The sequence below is a fragment of the Rhodococcus sp. KBW08 genome (assembly GCF_003852455.1).
In the GTDB taxonomy this organism is placed as follows: domain Bacteria; phylum Actinomycetota; class Actinomycetes; order Mycobacteriales; family Mycobacteriaceae; genus Rhodococcus_F; species Rhodococcus_F baikonurensis.
In genome coordinates this window covers 281,921-298,721 of the sequence record NZ_QAJJ01000011.1, presented here as the reverse complement: position 1 = coordinate 298,721, position 16,801 = coordinate 281,921, and the positions used below count along the sequence as shown (strand labels likewise).

The following is a 16,801-nucleotide window of genomic DNA, read 5'->3' as shown; positions in this document are numbered from 1 at the left end:
CTTGGTTCGTCAATAGGCTCGGATCCACCCGAGGCCCACCTCTGTTCGACCGCCGAAATTGTGCAGTACCGGACAACCGGAGAGAATGTCCCGATGCCTACCGACCTCGAACGCCGACGCGCGATCGACACCGCCGCGAGCATGTACCTCGCGGAGGAACCACTCGACATGTCACTGCTCGCCGAACGTCTCGGAGTAGGCCGCGCGACGCTCTACCGCTGGGTCGGTAACCGCGACGAACTGCTCGGAACAGTGCTGGCCGAGGCCACCGAACGGACATACCGGAAGGCGATGTCGCAGGCGTCGGGGCAAGGTCCGGAGTACATCCTCGACGTCTTCGGTCGCGTCATGCGATCGGTGGAATCGTCGACCGAACTGCGAGCGCTGACCAAACGTGAACCGATGGTGTTCATCAAACTCGCGATGATGCCCGGTTCCATCGAATCGATATCCGCCTCCATCACCGCCGAAATCCTGCAATCCCAGGTCGACGCCGGCCAACTGACGATCACGCTTTCGCCACAAGTGCTGGGCGAAGCTCTCGTTCGCATCTGCGACGTACACCTCTACGCGCCTCTACTCGGGCGGGAAAAAGCGGAGATCGAGACGGCCCTCGACCTGATCGCACTGCTTCTCGGCGTCACCCGTAACTAACAGGAAAACACGGGCACATCAGCAAGCGTTACCGCATTCGACGTCGAACCCACCAACCGTATGCTCGCATCCCGCACTCGACGCCAACGTGATTGCGGATGGCTGTAAATGGGGCGAACGAATCAATCTCGTGTCGGCTTTCGACGGGGCGAAGTCCTCCGATCCATCGTCACGATGTGAGTGCCCGCCGCCCTGTTCGCTCCACGAAGCCAACAGGGCGGCGGTAGTCACCACTCGAATCAGTGCCGCCTCGACTGAATAGGCGAATACGGTGATGGATCCAGATCCGGATCGAGCCCGTCCACGATGTCGCACAACATCTGTGCGGAACCGCAAGCCATCGTCCAACCCACGTGGCCGTGCCCTGTATTGAAGTAGAGGTTGTCCAGTCTGCCTCGGCCGATCAACGGAGGCCCATCCGGAGTCATCGGACGAAGGCCCGTTCGATACTCGGCCGTGTCCCAATCGAGGGCATCTGGGAACAATTCGTTGCCGGCTGCGATGATCCCCTTGAAGTCCTTCGGCGACTGACTCCGGTCGTATCCTACAAACTCCGCGGTTGCTGACATTCTCACCTTGTCCCCGAATCGCGACCAAGCGACCAGAGTTCTTTCGTCAATGCCCCCGACGGTTGGTGCACGTTCGGCATTTTTCACTCGCGCGGTGAGGGTGTACCCCTTCGCCGGGTATACGGGCAGACGAAATCCGCTGTTTCGCGCTAGAAGTGGACTCGATGCACCCGCAGCCAGCACATATCCGTCCGCGCGGACACGACGAGCGCCCACGACGAGCGAGTCGACAGACGCGCCGTCGGTTTCGACTCGATCGACAGCCTCACCGAGGTGAAAGGTCACACCCAAGCGTTCGCAGGATGCTGCCAAACCCAGCGAAAAGCGATGTGGATCACCAGTTCCATCTGAGCGGTCGTGAATCGCTCCTGCGAACTCGGCTCGGCTGGAAGCGAGAGCTGGTTCCACAAGCGGAATCTCGGAGCTACTCAACACTTCCTGAACTCGTCCGTGATCTGCCAGAAGCCTGGAGTTCCCGACCGCCTTTCCAAGCTCTTTCTCGTCGCGATACAGATAGAGGACACCACCGTCAGTTTTCCAATACTGAAGTTCCTCTCGAACGGCGATCTGTTCCATGAGTTGCTGGCTGTACTTCGCGAGCGCGAGCTTGGAGAGCGTATTCGAACGAGACCGCGACGGAGTACATTCACGCAGGAAACGCGTGCCCCACCGCAACAACGGGATGTCCACTCGGGGAACAACTCGGATCGATGTTTGTGCGCCTGCCATAGATCGAACGAGCATAAGCGGGGCGGATGGCGACGCCCATGCATACGAGTGCCCCGGTGCAATCAAACCTGCTGTGCTGGAGGATGTATCGGATGCCACCCCACTCCGTCGATCATAGACGTGCACTTCATGTCCGCGCTGCGCCAGCGAGTAGGCTGACGCGACCCCGACCACCCCCGCGCCGATAATTGCGATCTTCATCGGATACCACCACTTCCGCGAACCGCGGTGGCCGAAATTTCGACCAGCAGTCGCGAATCCAACAACTGCGCGACAACAGTGGCACGCGCCGGCCTGATGTCGGCAAACCAGTGGGACCACTCTCGATTGAAGTCGTCCGCGTAGGCTGCGTCTGCCAGATAGACCGTTGCCTGCACTACGTCTGCAAGCACTGAACCGACCCCGACCAGAACGTCCGCCAACCGCGAAATACATTGCGCTGTCTGCGCGGTCACATCGCCTTCGTGAACGACGGCGCCGTCGTCGTCGAACGAAACCTGGCCGGAAACATACACGAGTTCGCCGGCCGCAACTGCAGACGGATAGACCGACGACAAAGTCGTAATTCCGGCAACATCGAAAGTCTCACGCATTGTCGTTCTCCTCGTCATGCAGAACCTCTTGAACATAGAACTTCCAGCCGAGGAATCCCACCCAGAGAGTCACCACGATGACTGCCACCGGGACACCATAGAGAAGCAGTTCGAGAATCATGCCGGATCTCCTTGCAGGACAGGTGCTACCGGATGTGGACGGCGTGGATACTTGGTATTGGTCGACACCGCGACAACAACAAATACGAGCAGGTTGGCAATGACGCCAGGGATCAGCCCGTCCAAGCCGAAGGGTGATTCGAGCACCCACTGCCACATTGCGGTGACAACAGCGCCGGCTCCGATCGCCGAAAGCGCAGCGGGTGTCGATCGGACTCCGAAGAGAACCGCACCGAACAGTGGGACGATCACTGTGGGAGCCCACAGTGTGTAGCTGTAGAGCAAGGCATCCACGATGGATGGGACGCTGAGTGCGAAGATCGTGGCTCCTGCCCCGACGACGACGCTGGTAATACGCTCGACGGTCAATCGTTTCTTGGCAGGTAGTTCGGATTCGGTCAACGGCTGATAGATATCTTTGGTCAGCACTACTGCCGTCGAATTGAGATATGAACTAGCCGTGGACATCACAACCGCCAGCAGCGCTGCAACGACCAATCCGAGCACACCAACGGGCATCAAGTTCATGACCACGGTGGGCAGCGCCTGATCCGACTCGATATCGGGATACAGCACCATGGCGATCAATCCGATGGACGCCGCAGTGAAGAAGAAAAAGAAGGAAAAGAAGCCGGCCAGCGCGTAGCCCTTTCTTGCGTGACGGGAATCCGGAGTCGAGAAGGTTCGTTGCGCGTACGGGGGTACGAGGGTCTCCCCCAACAGGAGCGCAGCAAACAAGGTGAGGAACTGAACTGGGGTGTAGTCACCCATGAAAGTCAGATGATCGCTCGGCACCAACTCGACGAGGGCAGATGGGCCACCGACAGCGTCAAGACCGATCAGGAGCGCTACTGGGAGCAGCACACCGAGGAAGACGAACTGCAACATGTCCGTCTGAATGACCGCCCACGCGCCACCGAAAGACGAATACAGCACCACGACGCCCATACCGATGATCACGGATGGAACGACCGGCACGTCCAAGGTCGCATTGACCACCGTACCGATCGCCAATGCCTGAGCACCGAGGATGCCTGCGCACAGGACGACCGAAAGGACTCCGGTGACCAAGCGTGCGGGCTTGCCGTAGTGGGTTTCCATGACGTCGCCGAGGGTGTGGGCGCCGATGTAGTTTTTGAGTTTCGGTGCAACGAAGTAGCCGACCAGCACGGTCTGAACGCCGAAGGCACAGAAGGCGAACATGTAGACGTACCCGTCGCGCATAGCAGCGCCTGCCATGCCGAGCGAAGCGCCGCCGCCCAGAAAGGCGGCAGCGAGGCTTCCGAAGAAGACGGGCCAGACGATCCGGTTACCGGCAACTGCAAAATCGTCTGGTGATTTGACTCGACGCATCGTCTGCACTCCGATGAGGACAAGCAGCCCGAAATACACGCCGAGGAGGATCCAATCGAGGATGGCCATGTGAACTCCTAGTTGAGGATTGGCCAATCTTATGAACGGGATATGACGCAAGTCACTGGCAATCAGCCCTAAGATCGCCGTCGAATTGCACAGTTTTTCAGGCACATTGCACAGACGATTCTCTTCCGAGTAGATCAGGCTCGAGAGAGACTCAAGACATGTTAAGCAACGCTCTCGCCCAGCAGATCGCAAACGACATCACCGACGTGATCGGTCACAACGTCCTGATCACGGACGGAGCGGGGGTCGTTCTCGGCAGCGGTGATCAACAACGCGTTGGTCAGTTCCACGAAGCGTCAGTCGAAGTGATTCGCAACCGAAAGCCGATTACACACACTGCTGAGGATGTTCGTGATCTCGTGGGCAGTCTCCCTGGGGTCACAATCCCCCTGGTGATCGACGGCGATGTCGTCGGAACTGTCGGCCTCTCTGGTTCACCAGACAAGGTTGAGCAATTCGGGTTGGTCGTCAAGCGCCAGACAGAGATCCTCATGCAAGAAGCAGAACGAATCGGATCACGCCGAACGCGGGAACGGTCAATCGAGGAGTTGCTGCGTGACATCGTCGAATGGCACCGCTCGACGCTTGGTGTCCAACCAGTCGAACGTCGCGCGCAAATGTTGGGGTTCGACCTCCAGCGGCCACGCGCCGTAATTCTCGTCAGCTACATCCCGTCCGAAATCGACTCGCTACCTTCGAATGTCGGACCGGACAAGGTGGTGAACGTGTTGGCCTCCACCTTCAGTTCACCTGCTGACATGATCGCTCCGCTGGCTCGATCGATGATTGCTGTCTCCACGGAAGTCGAGGCCGAATCAACTACACGGGATTCGACAGTCATCTCCAGATGCCGCACTTTCACGGCCGACTCCAGAACGAGGGCATGGAATATCAGAATCGGCCTGGGATCGCGGGCCTCTGGTGTCGAAGGGCTCAACTGTTCCGCCCGCGATGCATATGACGCCATTCAACTGGGCACCCATCTCGACCCCAGAGGCCAGTTGTACGACATCGAGAATTTTCGTGTACACCAGGCACTTTCAGTGATACCGGATGACAGTAGGCAGCGTCTCACTCAGGCAGTTCTCGGCAAGTTGCCCAAACAATCGGACTGGCCCGCGCTGCGGGACACGATGATCGCGTGGGGCGATTCCGGTTTCAACTCGAGCACGGCGGCCGCAAGTCTGCACATTCACCGGAACACACTGAACTATCGACTCGACAAAATCGCTCGCGCGGTGGGGCGCCCTCTCAGCGAATCAGGAACGGCAATTTCCCTCTACCTGGCATGTTTGATGAGAAGATGAGTGCCGAATCCTCAGCTACCGTGACCGTCAGCGGGTTCGCCGAGTCTGTGATTGTCTCCCGCACCCAGCAGGCACACTGAACAACACCCGACCGCGGAACCCGCCTGCAACAAACTCAGGGAGTGGGTGGGCTTGCCGACAAGACGAACTCCACCAACGCGTCCGAGTTGTTGGCGTACATGTGAGGTTGATTCGAATCGAGTGTGATCGCTTCACCGCTGAGCACCTCATACGTTCCGACACCAACAGTGACGGTAAGTGTGCCCGTGAGGACGTAGGCACATTCGACTGCCGGATGTGACCACGGCTCATCGCTGGAACGTTCTCCTGGCTTCAGCTTGGCCTTCAGCATTTCGAGCTGCCCGTTGCCTGATGTCAGACGTTCGTACTGGATGCGACCGGCCGGCGTACTTATTCTGGATCGCTGCCCCGGCTTGCTGATGTGCACCAGACCCGCCACCGGGTCTTCGAACAACGCGGAAATCGACTGGCCGAATACCGGGGCCAGGGCACGGAGAGTCTTCAGGCTCGGCTCGGTGACCCCACGCTCCACTTGACTGAGCAGCGTTGGAGACAACCCCGTCTCGGCAGCCAAGCCGCGCAGAGTCATGCCGTGCTCGGTTCTGAGTTCCCGCAGCTTCCCGCCAATCACCTCCGCACCCTATCCCAGCGGATCGGTAAAGATTTCTTGTGCATTTTTACTGCACATCTTGACGATTCGGTCACAGCGTGACTACCCTCCATTTTGCAGCCGTCACGCTCACAAAATCAGCGCATACTCAGGCAAAAAGAGTTCGCTGACTCAAATTTCTCGCCATAGTGTCGAATAATTTTGTGCGGCCACACTGCCGAAGAACTCCTGATCTCTGTCCTATTTGTACATTTATTTGCACACTCCAGCGTCATGCAAGATCCAGTCGGCGAAGCCGCGACGAGAGGGAACCTCATGGAGAACGACACCCGCCTGCAATTCCGAGGAGGCTGGATGATGGCGTTCGTTCCCATCGTCGCCTTCCTCGCGTTCTGCGTCCTGTTCTTCGTCGTGTTCAAAGCATTCGACATGACAGCCTTGGCGATGGGTGGGTTTGTCTCTCTTCTGATCGGTGCCCTGTTCGCGAAGCCGTACGGCAGCTATTGGGACGCCGTCATGAAGGGCGTCGGCAGCCCGACATCGGTGTCGATCGTGCTCATCCTCTTCACCGTCGGCATGATGTCCTCCCTGATCAAGGCCACCAACGTCTCGGGTGGCTTCGTCTGGATCGCCGACACTCTCGGCATCGGCGGTGGAACGTTCACGCTGTTTGCATTCATCTCCGTCGGCATCATCTCCATGTCGACGGGATCATCGATCGGCACCATGTTCACGGCGTTCCCGATCTTCTACCCGGCCGGCGTGCTTCTGGGCGCGGACCCCGCCATCCTGGCCGGCGCAATCGTTTCGGGCGCAATCTTCGGCGACAACATCGCGCCGATCTCCGACACGACGATCATTTCGGCGTCGACGCAGCGATTCCGCCGCAAGGAAGGGTCGGCCGACATCGGCGGAGTTGTCGCCAGCCGCGCGCGCTTCGCATTGACAGCCGCGGCTCTGAGCGCCGTAGGCTTTCTCGTTCTCGCCTCGGTCAACAAGCACGACTCCGCGGACGGCGCCGAGGAACTGCTGGAGAGCACCATGTCAGTGAAGTCGCTGGTCATGCTCATTCCGGTCGCAATAATGTTGGTCGTCGCGCTGCGAACGAGAAACATTTTCAAAGCGGTCACCGTCGGGCTCATCACCGGCATCCTCACCGGGTTGGCCGCCGGCCTCATCGTTCCCACCGACATCGTCGGTGTAACCGACGGTGTACCGACCGGCTTCCTCGCCGCCGGAGTGACGAACATGCTGGGCACCGTGGCCCTCGTCTTCGCGGTCTTCGGAATCATGGGAGTTCTCACTGAAGCCGGAGTACTGGAACGTCTTGTCGAAGCAATCAGCCGCGGCCGGTTGTCCGACACCCCACGCGGAGCGGAAATCGCTATCGGCCTGGGAGTCTCGGTCACGACGCTTCTGTTCGGCGGCGTCAATTCCGCTGCGATGCTGACCTTCGGCCCGGTCGCGGACGAGATCGGATCTCGTGTCGGGTTGCACCCGTACCGCAGGGCGGTCGTCATGGATTGCTTCGCGATGGGTATCGCCTGCATCGTGCCGGTCCTGAGTGCGTACCTGTTCATCGGTGCACTTCTCACCAGTGGATACGACACTGCACCGGCGCTGTCCACCACACAGATATTCCTGGCGATGCTCTATCCCCTGGTGATGACCGTCGTCATGTTCGTCGCCGTTGGAACCGGCTGGCACCGCCGCTTCGAGGGCGCGGACGGTGTCGCCGTCAAGGATCCCGATCACGCGTACCTCGCCGCCAACCAAGTCGCGTGACGCACGATCGAACGCCAGATCAGTTTCCACACAATATTTCGCTCCGATGCCGAAGGTCGGTCATGAACAGAAACACAGTCGGCTGGACCGGCTACATTCCCGCGATCACCACTCCTTTCACCCGAGAAGGCGCCCTCGATCTCGATGGGTTCGGCGAGCAGATGGGGTGGCTCACTCAACAGAGAATGCACGGCGTGATCCTGGCCGGCACCAGTGGCGAATGGTTTTCGATGAATGCCGACGAGCGTAGGCAACTCTTCGTCGAGGGCGGCAGACATCGCAGCGACAACCTCGTCGTCATCGGAGCCTGCAACGCTTTCACCCAGCAGGAAGCGATAGTGCACGCCCGCGCCGCCGAGGACGCAGGTCTGGACGGAATCCTCGTCACCCCGCCCCCTTACGTGGTGCCGAACCGTCGTGAGATCGTCAAGTTCTACACCGACATCTCCGATGCCACGGATCTACCGATCTGCGTGTACAACTGGCCGCGTGGATGCATCGTCGACCTCGACACCGATATCCTCACCGAACTGGCCGAGATCGAGAATGTCGTGGCGATCAAGAACTCGACGGGCAACTTCGCAGGCTTTCTCGCCGGCATGTACGCACTCGAAGATTCCGTCAGGTACTTCGGGATGCCGACAAGTGCACTCGGCGCGGATCTCGCTCTTCTCGGTCACGGTGACGGGCTGATGGGGTCCGGTGGCGTGCTCGGATCCGATCACCCCGACTTCTGGCGTGCCATCGCCGATGGTGACCGCGAACGAGCACTCGAGTTGGGTGCGCGTGATCGCGTGGTCATGGAAAGCTGGTTCACCCCGGACTACGGCGTCCAGTTCGGTAACCAGCAGGCCATCATGAAGACCGCATTGCGTCTGCAGGGCATACCAGCCGGCTACGTCCGTGATCCCCTACTCGAACTGACGGCGGAGGAAGTCAAGATCATCGCCACCACTCTGGAATCTCTGGACATCGAGACGACACCGTTGCCGTGAAAAGCTCATTCGATGTCGTGATCGTCGGCGGCGGTCTTCTCGGTTGTGCGGTGGCGTGGATGCTCGCCCGAGAAGGCGCCGACGTCCTGCTCGTCGAACGCGACCAGGTCAACCAGCACGCTTCCGGGCAGAATGCGGGCAGTCTCCACTTCCAACTCGAGTATCGGATGATCGAAAAGGGAATCGAGGCAGCCAAACAAGCTGCCGAAGCCATGCCCCTCCACCTCGAGGCTGCGCGCTTGTGGGCAGGACTCGCAGAAGAAGTCGGCGAGCCTCTCGGGTTGGTGCAGCGCGGTGGACTGATGCTCGCCGAGAACGCCGCCCAGGCCTCGTTGCTCGAGACCAAGGCCGAGATCGAGCGATCCTGGGGACTCGACGTCGACGTACTCGACGGCAACGAGGTGCGGACCATCGCACCGTACCTGTCGGAATCCGTTGTGGCAGCGTCGTACTGCCCTATCGAAGGTAAGGCAGATACTCGCACCGCAGGCCCCACCATGGCAAGGGCAGCAATCCGTCTGGGCGCGACCGTCCGTACCCGGACCGCAGTCACCGATCTTCACCGCAACAGCTCGTCCTGGTCCGTGACGCTGTCGGACCGGAACAGTGGGGAGAGCCCTCGGGCGCAGACAGTCACGGCGGAGTCGGTCATCTTGACCGCCGGTGTGTGGACGACAGAACTGGGCAACATGCTCGGCGGCTATCTGCCCACCATCCCTTTGGCCTTGACCATGACGGTCACTGCGAAGACCGAGAAGTTCATTCCCCACCTCGTCCAGCACGCCGGTGCCCGGCTCTCGCTCAAGCAGTCCCTCGACGGCAACGTGTTGATCGGCGGGGGTTGGCCGGCACGACTGGTCACCCATGCCGACGGGACTCCGGACTTCTCGGTCCGTCCGGAGCTGCTTCGTGCCTCCGTTGCCGGAAACGCCAGAGCTGCAACGGCAGTCGTTCCACGCGTCGGCCCACTACCGGCTCTGCGTACCTGGGTGGGCACCACGACGGTCACACCGGATCAGCTGCCCCTGGTCGGTCCCGTTCCCGGCGCGCCCGGAGCATTTGTCGCGACGGGCGGATCTGCCTTCACTCTCGGGCCGAGCTTCGCCCAGGTACTCGCAGAACTGGCGCTCGGGCGAAAGCCCGGAATCGACCTCACGCCATACGATCCGAGTCGATACGAAAGGGGAGTCGGTGTCTCCTAGCCGAAAGCTGCCAACCCGACGAGGAAAAGACCTCGACATCACTTTCGACGGCCGAGTCGTGCCCTGCCACGAAGGTGACACAGTCGCCGCCGCGCTTCTTATCGCCGGAATCCACGAATTCGGCACCACCAGGGACGGGGACCCGCGGCAGCCGTTCTGCAACATGGGGACGTGCTTCGACTGCGCGGTCACCATCGACGGTCGCCCTCTGATTCGCGCCTGCATCACGCCGGTCCGCAACGGGATGGACGTCACCTCCACGAAGGGATATTGAATGTACGACCTCGCCGTGATCGGTGCCGGACCTGCAGGCATGGCCGCAGCCCTGGCGGCTGCCGACGCAGGATTGAATGTCGTCGTCGTGGACGAACAAATTCGCGCGGGTGGTCAGATATTTCGTCAGCCACCAGTCGAATTTCCGGATGCGGCACTGAAACCCACCGCGGGGTACGGCTGGGCGATCGAACTCTTGGAGCGCTTCGAAAACCACGAAGACATCGAACACCTGACCTCCACAACGGCATACGGAATTCTTCGCGACCGTGACAACGACGAGATCTCGTTGAAACTCGCAGTTTCCGGCCCAACGGTCAGCGGCGTGATCTCCGCGCGACGCCTCCTGATCGCCACCGGTGCCTACGATATGCCGGTCACCTTCCCTGGCTGGACGTTGCCCGGCGTCATGACCGCAGGCGCTGTGCAAAGCCTTCTCAAGAGTCAGCATGTCCTTGCCGGGGAGGATCTTGTACTCGCCGGATCACACCCGCTGCTCGTCGTCGTGGCCGACCAACTTGTCGCCAAGGGTGCTCGCGTCTCCGAACTCGCATTCGCGCGGGGAATTCCCGGCCCACGTGAACTTGTCGCTGCCCGCCGCGCGATTCCCGGTCACACCGATCTCCTCGCCGAATCCGCGCTGGCTGTAGCACGACTCGTCTCACGCGGTGTCAAGGTCAGCACCCGAACGATAGTCACCGGAGCCTTCGGTGACCGAGCGGTCGAATCGGTCGAACTTGCGCGAGTGGACCGAGATTGGAAGGTCTCGAACCGTCGACGTCGTCGTGAGGCGTCGACGCTCGTACTCGGATACGGATTCTCACCGTCGACCGAACTCGCCAGACAAGCAGACTGCCGCATGGTCTGGAGTTCGCCCAAGGGCGGTTGGGTTGTCGCACACGACGAGCGGATGGAGAGCAGCGCTCCCGGAATTTTTGTCGCCGGTGAGCCGACCGGGGTTGCCGGAGCAGACCAAGCCCGTGCCGAGGGGCACCTCGCTGGACTGTCGATCGCGCGTGAACTGTCAGCCCCCCGCACACCATCGGGCGCAACATTCGCCGCAGCCGACAAGGGCGTCAGCCGGGCGGAGCAGTTCTCCACCGTCGTCCAGACGATGTTCGAACCGAAACGCGAGGCCCTGGCGACGCTCGCCACGCCCGACACCATCATCTGCCGCTGCGAACTCGTCACACGCACATCGGTGGATGCGACGCTCGAGGACAACCCGTTCGTGTCCACCGCCAGCGCAGTCAAGCTGCAATGCCGAAGTGGCATGGGACCATGCCAGGGACGCTACTGCGAGGGCACGGTCGGCGCGCTCGTCGCGAATGCCCGCGGGACGAATCTGGCCGAGGCCGGGCACTTCACCGCGCATCTCCCTGTGAAACCTGTTCCGGTCGAAGCGCTTACAAGGCTGGACCAACTCGACTCCTGACAACCGTCGAACGGCCCTCTCTTGTCCGACACGGAGCATGACGCCACGCGCGCGTGCAATCGCATCGGTCGACTTCCGACACACCGTCAACCCGAGTCCTCAGACGTCTGACGAGTTGCTACCCTGTCGGTACCCCCACGAGAGGCAAACCGTGTCCGACGACCACACAGGATTCACCCTTCGCAGTGGTCCGCTGGTACCGCAACTCGAACAGTTGCTGCGCGGGCGAATCATGCAAGGAACGTGGGCGCCGTCCGAGCGCATACCGAGCGAGGCGGCCCTCGCCGTCGAACTCGGCGTCGGGCGTTCCTCGATTCGCGAGGCCATCCGCCTCCTCGCTCGCGACGGACTACTCGAAGTCCGACACGGCGTCGGAACCTTCGTGGCTGCCGCGTCCGAACTCGAGCACGTCGACGAATTCACCAAACTTCTTCGACGCTCGCGGATCCTCGAGGTCTTCGAAGTGCGGCGCGCACTCGAGATCGAGGCCGCCAGGCTGGCCGCGGAGCGGGTACAACCCGAGGATCTCGACGGCCTACGGCGGCGACTGACCATGCGACACAGTCATTTCGAGGGTGATGTCGAGAAGTTCGTGGACGTCGATCTCGATTTTCACACCGAGGTCGTTCGGCTGTCGGGAAACGCAGTGCTGCTCTCGCTCTTCACGTCGGTGCGTCCACTCCTTCGTGAATCCCTCGTCGAGATGATGGCCCACGAGGCCGGCGTCCCCGACACCTCACATGCCCATGATCAGTTGGTCGAAGCACTTCAAGATGCCGACCCCGAAGCCGCGGTAGCGGCAACACGAGCGAACATCGACACCGTCCTACGGCGGTTGCGTGTGCTCGACGCCTAAGAGAGGTTAGTTCTCGTGCAACACCCCACCGGCACAGTTCTGTCGACCGAACACGTGGATCTCGTCCGCGACGGCCGATACTTGTTGAAAGACATCAACATTTCGATCGAACCCGGACAACACTGGGTCCTTCTCGGCGCGAACGGCGCAGGCAAGAGCACCCTCCTGAGCCTGCTCGGAGCAACAGCCCACCCGACTCGCGGTTCCGTCTACGTCCTCGGACACAAGCTGGGCCGAGTCGACATGAGGGAACTGCGGATGGACATCGGGCACGTGAACCCGCGTCACACGATCGGAATTCCGATCACCGTCCGCAACGTCGTGATCACCGGCCTCACCAACACCACCGAGGTGATGCCCCGGTGGTCACCGACTCCGGAACAAGAGGCTCACGCCGACGCACTGATCGATTTACTGGGGATGAGACCGCGCTCGGACGCACTGTGGCCCAACCTGTCCCAGGGCGAACGAGGACGAGCCCTGATCGCCCGCGCGCTCATGGTCGAACCACGCCTGCTCCTGCTCGACGAGCCGGCGACCGGGCTGGATCTGGCTGCGCGCGAACAACTCTTGACGGCTTTGGACGACCTCCGCAATCAGAACCCGTCACTTGCCAGCATTCTGGTGACGCATCACATCGAAGAGATTCCGAGCACCACCACGCACGCTCTGCTGATCAAGGATGGAGTCGTGACCGCCAGCGGGCTCGCCGAGAATGTGATCACCACCCAGAACATCAGCGAGTGCTTCTCGCATCCCATCGAGATCGAGCGTCGCGGTGGTCGGTGGAATGCACAATCCAGACCGCGCGAAAGAGTCTGACCGACAGGATTTTCAGAGGCGTCTGGCGCCGGGCCCCTCCCGGCCCAGTTCGTCTCCCGGGTTGAGCAGGTTGCAGGTCTTGAGTGACAGACACCCGCAGCCGATGCACCCCGTCAGTTCGTCCTGCATCCGGGCGATGGCCTGCTTACGATCCTCGAGTCGCCGATTCCACTCCGTCGAAATCTTGCGCCAGTCCTTCTTCGTCGGGGTCCGCCCCTGCGGCAACGACCCGAACACTTCGGCAACTTCGGCCAGAGGTATCCCGAACCGGACTGCCAACTGGATGAGCGACACCCGCCGGATCGAGTGCCGCGGGAACTTCCTCATGTTTCCCGCCGTCCGCTCCGCAGGAACCAAACCGAGTGTTTCGTAGTAGCGCACCGCCGACACGGCGACGCCGGTTCGCGCCGATACCTCACCGATCGAGAGAAGTTCGTCACTCTTACGGATCATTCTGCCTCCCAATGGCTGCGCGACATTGACCTGAAGCGCACTTGAGATTCTACCTTCGACAACATGCACTCCCCCACCGATGCTCCCGCCGGAACCTGGCGGCAGCTCCTGAGCGGTCGATACCTCGGCACCGCAACCGTCCTCGCAGGCGGAGTCGCGCTGTACGCGACCAACGTCTACCTGACGACCAGCCTGCTTCCGACTGCCATCGACGACATCGGCGGTCAGCAGTATTACGCCTGGACCGCGACGGTCTTCCTGATCGCTTCCGTCATCTCTTCGATGCTGGTCACCAACGTCCTCGCCGCCAGGGGCCCGCGCGGGGCCTACCTGATCGGCCTCGCAATCTTCGCACTCGGCACCGTCGTCTGTGCGGTCAGCCCGACCATGGAATTGCTGTTGGTCGGCCGCACGATCCAGGGTTCGGGAGGTGGCCTGCTGGCTGGTCTCGGCTACGCCGTCATCAATGCCGCGCTCCCCAGACATCTGTGGACCCGCGGGGCCGCGTTGGTCTCGGCGATGTGGGGAGTCGGCACCTTCGCCGGGCCCGCCATCGGCGGAGTGTTTGCTCAATTCGGCGCCTGGCGGTGGGCTTTCGGCGTTCTGGTCATCGCGACGATCGCAGTCGCAGCTCTCGTTCCCGGTGCTCTGCCCGCGCACGAACCGGGCAGCACCACCAGCAGTCCGGTGCCGGTCCTCTCACTGGCACTGCTGACTGCGGCGGCTTTGTTGGTCAGCGTGGCGGGGATCCTGTCCAATATCGCGGTGACTGCAGCGATGGTTCTCGCCGCCGTGCTGCTACTGGTCGCTTTTGTCGCAGCAGACCGCCGCTCGCGCCACGGCGTACTACCACCGTCGACGTTCAACGCGTCATCCCTCAAGTGGGTGTACCTGACAATCGTGGTCCTCGCGGTAGCGTCGACCGTCGAGACGTTCATCCCCCTCTTCGGCCAACGACTTGCCGGGATGGCGCCGCTCGCAGCCGGATTCCTCGGCGCCGCACTGGCTCTGGGCTGGACTCTCGGCGAGATCCCGAGCGCCTCGGCGACGGCCCCTCGAATGGTGCGGCGAATCGTTGTCAGCGGTCCGATCCTCGTCGCGATCGGTTTGGGCATCATGGCGGCATTCCTCACCGAACATGCCGGCGCCGGTGCGATCGTCGCGTGGGTGATCGGACTGTTGGTCGCCGGCGTCGGAATCGGCATCGCCTGGCCTCATCTTGCAGTCGGTGCGATGACGTCGGTAACCGATCCCGGCGAAGGGGCGCGTGCCTCGGCTGCCATCAACACCGTGCAGCTGATCGCCAATGCCTTCGGCGCAGCCCTGGCCGGAGTTCTGGTGAACATCGGAGAACCGTCGACGCTACGTTCTGCGCAGCTGCTTCTCGTCACATTCGCCGCGATAGCGATCGTCGGCATTGCCGTAGCAGTCCGCGCACTTCCGCGACGGCTCGACAAGATCGACCGATCCGAAAGCGCACTCGACCGACCCGACATCGTTCACGACACTCGCTAGACTGTGGAAAACCCCACACGAGGAGTTGACCAGTGACAGAACCAGATCCGGACACCGACTTCCCGAAAACAGGGGCTCCCGCGCAGCGCGCGCTGATCGGGGCGGGTTACACCCGACTCGCACAGCTGACGTCCGTATCCGAGAAAGAACTGGGCGCTTTGCACGGGATGGGGCCGAAGGCACTGAGGATTCTGCGTGAAGCACTCTCCGAACGCGGTCTGAGCTTCGCCGACTGAGATCTCACATCAGACCAGGCTCGCGCGAACCTGGTTGCCGCCTTCCCGCTTTGCTTCGTACATCGCCGAATCCGCAACACGGAAGAGTTCGGCGAAAGCATCGTCCACCGACTCGTCCGGATGCCGTGGCGCGGTCCGGACCGCCATTCCGACGCTGGCACTCGTCCGCGGATCGTCGGTTGCTCCGTCCATGGCCGAGCGGATCTGTCCTTCCAGCCTGGCGATCGCATTGACGGGCACGCGCTCCACCACGACGAACTCGTCGCCTCCCATCCTGGCCGTCAGCGCGGATTTGGTTGTCCACAGACGAATACGCAGTGCAGTTCGCATGATCGTGCTGTCTCCCACGTCGTGGCCGTGAACGTCGTTGATCGTCTTGAATCGGTCGAGGTCGATCACCACCACGAGCAGCGCGTCGGACTCGGTGATCGGAGCATCCATGAGGTCGTTCACCCGACGCGCCAGTCCGCGACGATTGAGCAGTCCGGTCAACGGGTCGATGTCGGAGGTGGTGGCATCCGAACCGAGGACCGCCAGAACGATTTGCGACACAACGGGAATCACGATGATGGTGGCCATCACGACCGCGATTTTCGCCAACCCCAAGCCGACGTCCGCTGCTGGCCCGAACAACAAAGTCCACCCCGAAAGCACCGTGACCATCGAGGCGAAGACCAGGTGACCGACTTGGAGTTTCGGATTGTGAAAGAACGCAATATAGCCGCCGATCGACGCAAACACGACACACGCGATCAGTCGGCCCAGCGGTTCCGAATCGGTTGCCGCTGCTGCCGCAATCGCGATGTCGGAACCCACGACGAAGGTGTACGACCACAGCGGCGTCGGCGGGAACACCCACCAGACAAGAGCCGCGCCGAGGCACAACACGATGACCGTCAGATTGACCGCCCGCCAGAACGTCCCTTGCGGACCGACGTCACTGAATCGGGCCGACAGCAACACCAATCCCATCCAGAACGCCGTTCCGCCGACCAACACCCGGCAGGCAGTGAAGAAACCGCGATCTTCGAGATAGCGACTGAACGTGTGAAACTGGTCGGGCGTCTGCCACCAGCGTCCGACGACTTCGATCAAACCACTCATCGACGAACCGCCGAGACGCTTGTGCAACCTTTCGGCACACTTCGACGTTGCGGACACGCTGATTTCCCCCCGGAGCACACTGGCATATCCGGCAGCATAG

18 protein-coding genes are annotated in these 16,801 nt (G+C 61.4%); 11 read left to right on the top strand and 7 right to left on the bottom strand.

Annotated features, from left to right (window positions below; translation table 11 throughout):
- Positions 1-93: 93 nt before the first annotated feature.
- Complete coding sequence (locus DBV08_RS16395; RefSeq protein WP_003943195.1) at positions 94-654, top strand: QsdR family transcriptional regulator; 561 nt, start codon at positions 94-96, stop codon at positions 652-654.
- A gap of 239 nt (positions 655-893) precedes the next feature.
- Here DBV08_RS16395 and DBV08_RS16390 read toward each other — a convergent pair whose 3' ends face one another.
- The 4 genes from DBV08_RS16390 to DBV08_RS16380 are packed head-to-tail and all read right to left on the bottom strand — an operon-like array spanning position 894 to position 4,087.
- Complete coding sequence (locus tag DBV08_RS16390; RefSeq protein WP_124568113.1) at positions 894-2,153, bottom strand: D-amino acid dehydrogenase; 1,260 nt, start codon at positions 2,151-2,153, stop codon at positions 894-896.
- Positions 2,150-2,545 (bottom strand): RidA family protein, encoded by a 396-nt coding sequence (locus tag DBV08_RS16385; protein ID WP_095972779.1) that lies wholly within the window; start codon positions 2,543-2,545, stop codon positions 2,150-2,152. Before DBV08_RS16385 ends, DBV08_RS16390 begins: the two co-directional genes overlap by 4 nt.
- A complete protein-coding gene (locus DBV08_RS32890; RefSeq protein ID WP_260395616.1) occupies positions 2,538-2,666 on the bottom strand; it encodes a hypothetical protein in 129 nt (42 codons plus the stop codon). Before DBV08_RS32890 ends, DBV08_RS16385 begins: the two co-directional genes overlap by 8 nt.
- Positions 2,663-4,087 (bottom strand): sodium:solute symporter, encoded by a 1,425-nt coding sequence (locus tag DBV08_RS16380; RefSeq protein ID WP_124568112.1) that lies wholly within the window; start codon positions 4,085-4,087, stop codon positions 2,663-2,665. Before DBV08_RS16380 ends, DBV08_RS32890 begins: the two co-directional genes overlap by 4 nt.
- 158 nt (positions 4,088-4,245) lie before the next feature.
- On the opposite strand from DBV08_RS16380, the gene DBV08_RS16375 reads away from it, so the two are divergent.
- Positions 4,246-5,394 (top strand): sugar diacid recognition domain-containing protein, encoded by a 1,149-nt coding sequence (locus tag DBV08_RS16375; protein ID WP_095972781.1) that lies wholly within the window; start codon positions 4,246-4,248, stop codon positions 5,392-5,394.
- A 115-nt stretch (positions 5,395-5,509) separates the two neighbouring features.
- On the opposite strand, the gene DBV08_RS16370 is transcribed toward DBV08_RS16375, so the two are convergent.
- On the bottom strand, positions 5,510-6,046 hold the full coding sequence (locus DBV08_RS16370) for a helix-turn-helix domain-containing protein (protein WP_095972782.1): 537 nt from the start codon (positions 6,044-6,046) through the stop codon (positions 5,510-5,512).
- A 294-nt stretch (positions 6,047-6,340) separates the two neighbouring features.
- Here DBV08_RS16370 and DBV08_RS16365 point away from each other — a divergent pair, with 294 nt between their 5' ends.
- The 7 genes from DBV08_RS16365 (at position 6,341) to DBV08_RS16335 (ending at position 13,393) form a co-directional block, all read left to right on the top strand.
- A complete protein-coding gene (locus DBV08_RS16365; RefSeq protein WP_124568111.1) occupies positions 6,341-7,810 on the top strand; it encodes a Na+/H+ antiporter NhaC family protein in 1,470 nt (489 codons plus the stop codon).
- Between the two features lie 62 nt (positions 7,811-7,872).
- Positions 7,873-8,805, top strand: a complete 933-nt coding sequence (locus DBV08_RS16360; protein ID WP_124568110.1) for a dihydrodipicolinate synthase family protein — start codon at positions 7,873-7,875, stop codon at positions 8,803-8,805.
- Positions 8,802-10,007, top strand: a complete 1,206-nt coding sequence (locus DBV08_RS16355; protein WP_124568109.1) for an FAD-binding oxidoreductase — start codon at positions 8,802-8,804, stop codon at positions 10,005-10,007. Before DBV08_RS16360 ends, DBV08_RS16355 begins: the two co-directional genes overlap by 4 nt.
- The gene (locus DBV08_RS16350) at positions 9,997-10,281 is read left to right on the top strand and encodes a (2Fe-2S)-binding protein (protein WP_124568108.1); all 285 of its coding nucleotides are present in this window, start codon (positions 9,997-9,999) and stop codon (positions 10,279-10,281) included. The genes DBV08_RS16355 and DBV08_RS16350 overlap by 11 nt, the downstream gene beginning before the upstream one ends.
- Positions 10,282-11,715, top strand: a complete 1,434-nt coding sequence (locus tag DBV08_RS16345) for an NAD(P)/FAD-dependent oxidoreductase (RefSeq protein WP_124568107.1) — start codon at positions 10,282-10,284, stop codon at positions 11,713-11,715.
- Positions 11,716-11,866: 151 nt separating this feature from the next.
- Positions 11,867-12,571 (top strand): FadR/GntR family transcriptional regulator, encoded by a 705-nt coding sequence (locus DBV08_RS16340; RefSeq protein WP_124568106.1) that lies wholly within the window; start codon positions 11,867-11,869, stop codon positions 12,569-12,571.
- A 15-nt stretch (positions 12,572-12,586) separates the two neighbouring features.
- A complete protein-coding gene (locus DBV08_RS16335; RefSeq protein ID WP_124568105.1) occupies positions 12,587-13,393 on the top strand; it encodes an ABC transporter ATP-binding protein in 807 nt (268 codons plus the stop codon).
- A 12-nt stretch (positions 13,394-13,405) separates the two neighbouring features.
- On the opposite strand, the gene soxR is transcribed toward DBV08_RS16335, so the two are convergent.
- A complete protein-coding gene (gene soxR, locus DBV08_RS16330; protein ID WP_060937845.1) occupies positions 13,406-13,846 on the bottom strand; it encodes a redox-sensitive transcriptional activator SoxR in 441 nt (146 codons plus the stop codon).
- 63 nt (positions 13,847-13,909) lie between these two features.
- Between soxR and DBV08_RS16325 the strand changes: the two genes are divergently transcribed.
- A complete protein-coding gene (locus tag DBV08_RS16325) occupies positions 13,910-15,361 on the top strand; it encodes an MFS transporter (protein WP_124568104.1) in 1,452 nt (483 codons plus the stop codon).
- Between the two features lie 32 nt (positions 15,362-15,393).
- Entirely contained in the window at positions 15,394-15,597 is a 204-nt protein-coding gene (locus DBV08_RS16320; RefSeq protein WP_124568103.1) for a DNA-binding protein, read from the top strand.
- Positions 15,598-15,606: 9 nt separating this feature from the next.
- Here the strand turns inward: DBV08_RS16320 and DBV08_RS16315 are convergent, their stop codons facing one another.
- Positions 15,607-16,758 (bottom strand): GGDEF domain-containing protein, encoded by a 1,152-nt coding sequence (locus DBV08_RS16315; protein ID WP_260395615.1) that lies wholly within the window; start codon positions 16,756-16,758, stop codon positions 15,607-15,609.
- Between the last annotated feature and the right edge of the window lie 43 nt (positions 16,759-16,801).

Bases quoted from the DNA above. Each gene is read 5' to 3' on its own strand.
- DBV08_RS16395 (WP_003943195.1), top strand. From the start codon at position 94: ATGCCTACCGACCTCGAACGCCGACGCGCGATCGACACCGCCGCGAGC.
- DBV08_RS16390 (WP_124568113.1), bottom strand. From the start codon at position 2,153: ATGAAGATCGCAATTATCGGCGCGGGGGTGGTCGGGGTCGCGTCAGCC.
- DBV08_RS16385 (WP_095972779.1), bottom strand. From the start codon at position 2,545: ATGCGTGAGACTTTCGATGTTGCCGGAATTACGACTTTGTCGTCGGTC.
- DBV08_RS32890 (WP_260395616.1), bottom strand. From the start codon at position 2,666: ATGATTCTCGAACTGCTTCTCTATGGTGTCCCGGTGGCAGTCATCGTG.
- DBV08_RS16380 (WP_124568112.1), bottom strand. From the start codon at position 4,087: ATGGCCATCCTCGATTGGATCCTCCTCGGCGTGTATTTCGGGCTGCTT.
- DBV08_RS16375 (WP_095972781.1), top strand. From the start codon at position 4,246: ATGTTAAGCAACGCTCTCGCCCAGCAGATCGCAAACGACATCACCGAC.
- DBV08_RS16365 (WP_124568111.1), top strand. From the start codon at position 6,341: ATGGAGAACGACACCCGCCTGCAATTCCGAGGAGGCTGGATGATGGCG.
- DBV08_RS16360 (WP_124568110.1), top strand. From the start codon at position 7,873: ATGAACAGAAACACAGTCGGCTGGACCGGCTACATTCCCGCGATCACC.
- DBV08_RS16345 (WP_124568107.1), top strand. From the start codon at position 10,282: ATGTACGACCTCGCCGTGATCGGTGCCGGACCTGCAGGCATGGCCGCA.
- soxR (WP_060937845.1), bottom strand. From the start codon at position 13,846: ATGATCCGTAAGAGTGACGAACTTCTCTCGATCGGTGAGGTATCGGCG.
- DBV08_RS16325 (WP_124568104.1), top strand. From the start codon at position 13,910: ATGCACTCCCCCACCGATGCTCCCGCCGGAACCTGGCGGCAGCTCCTG.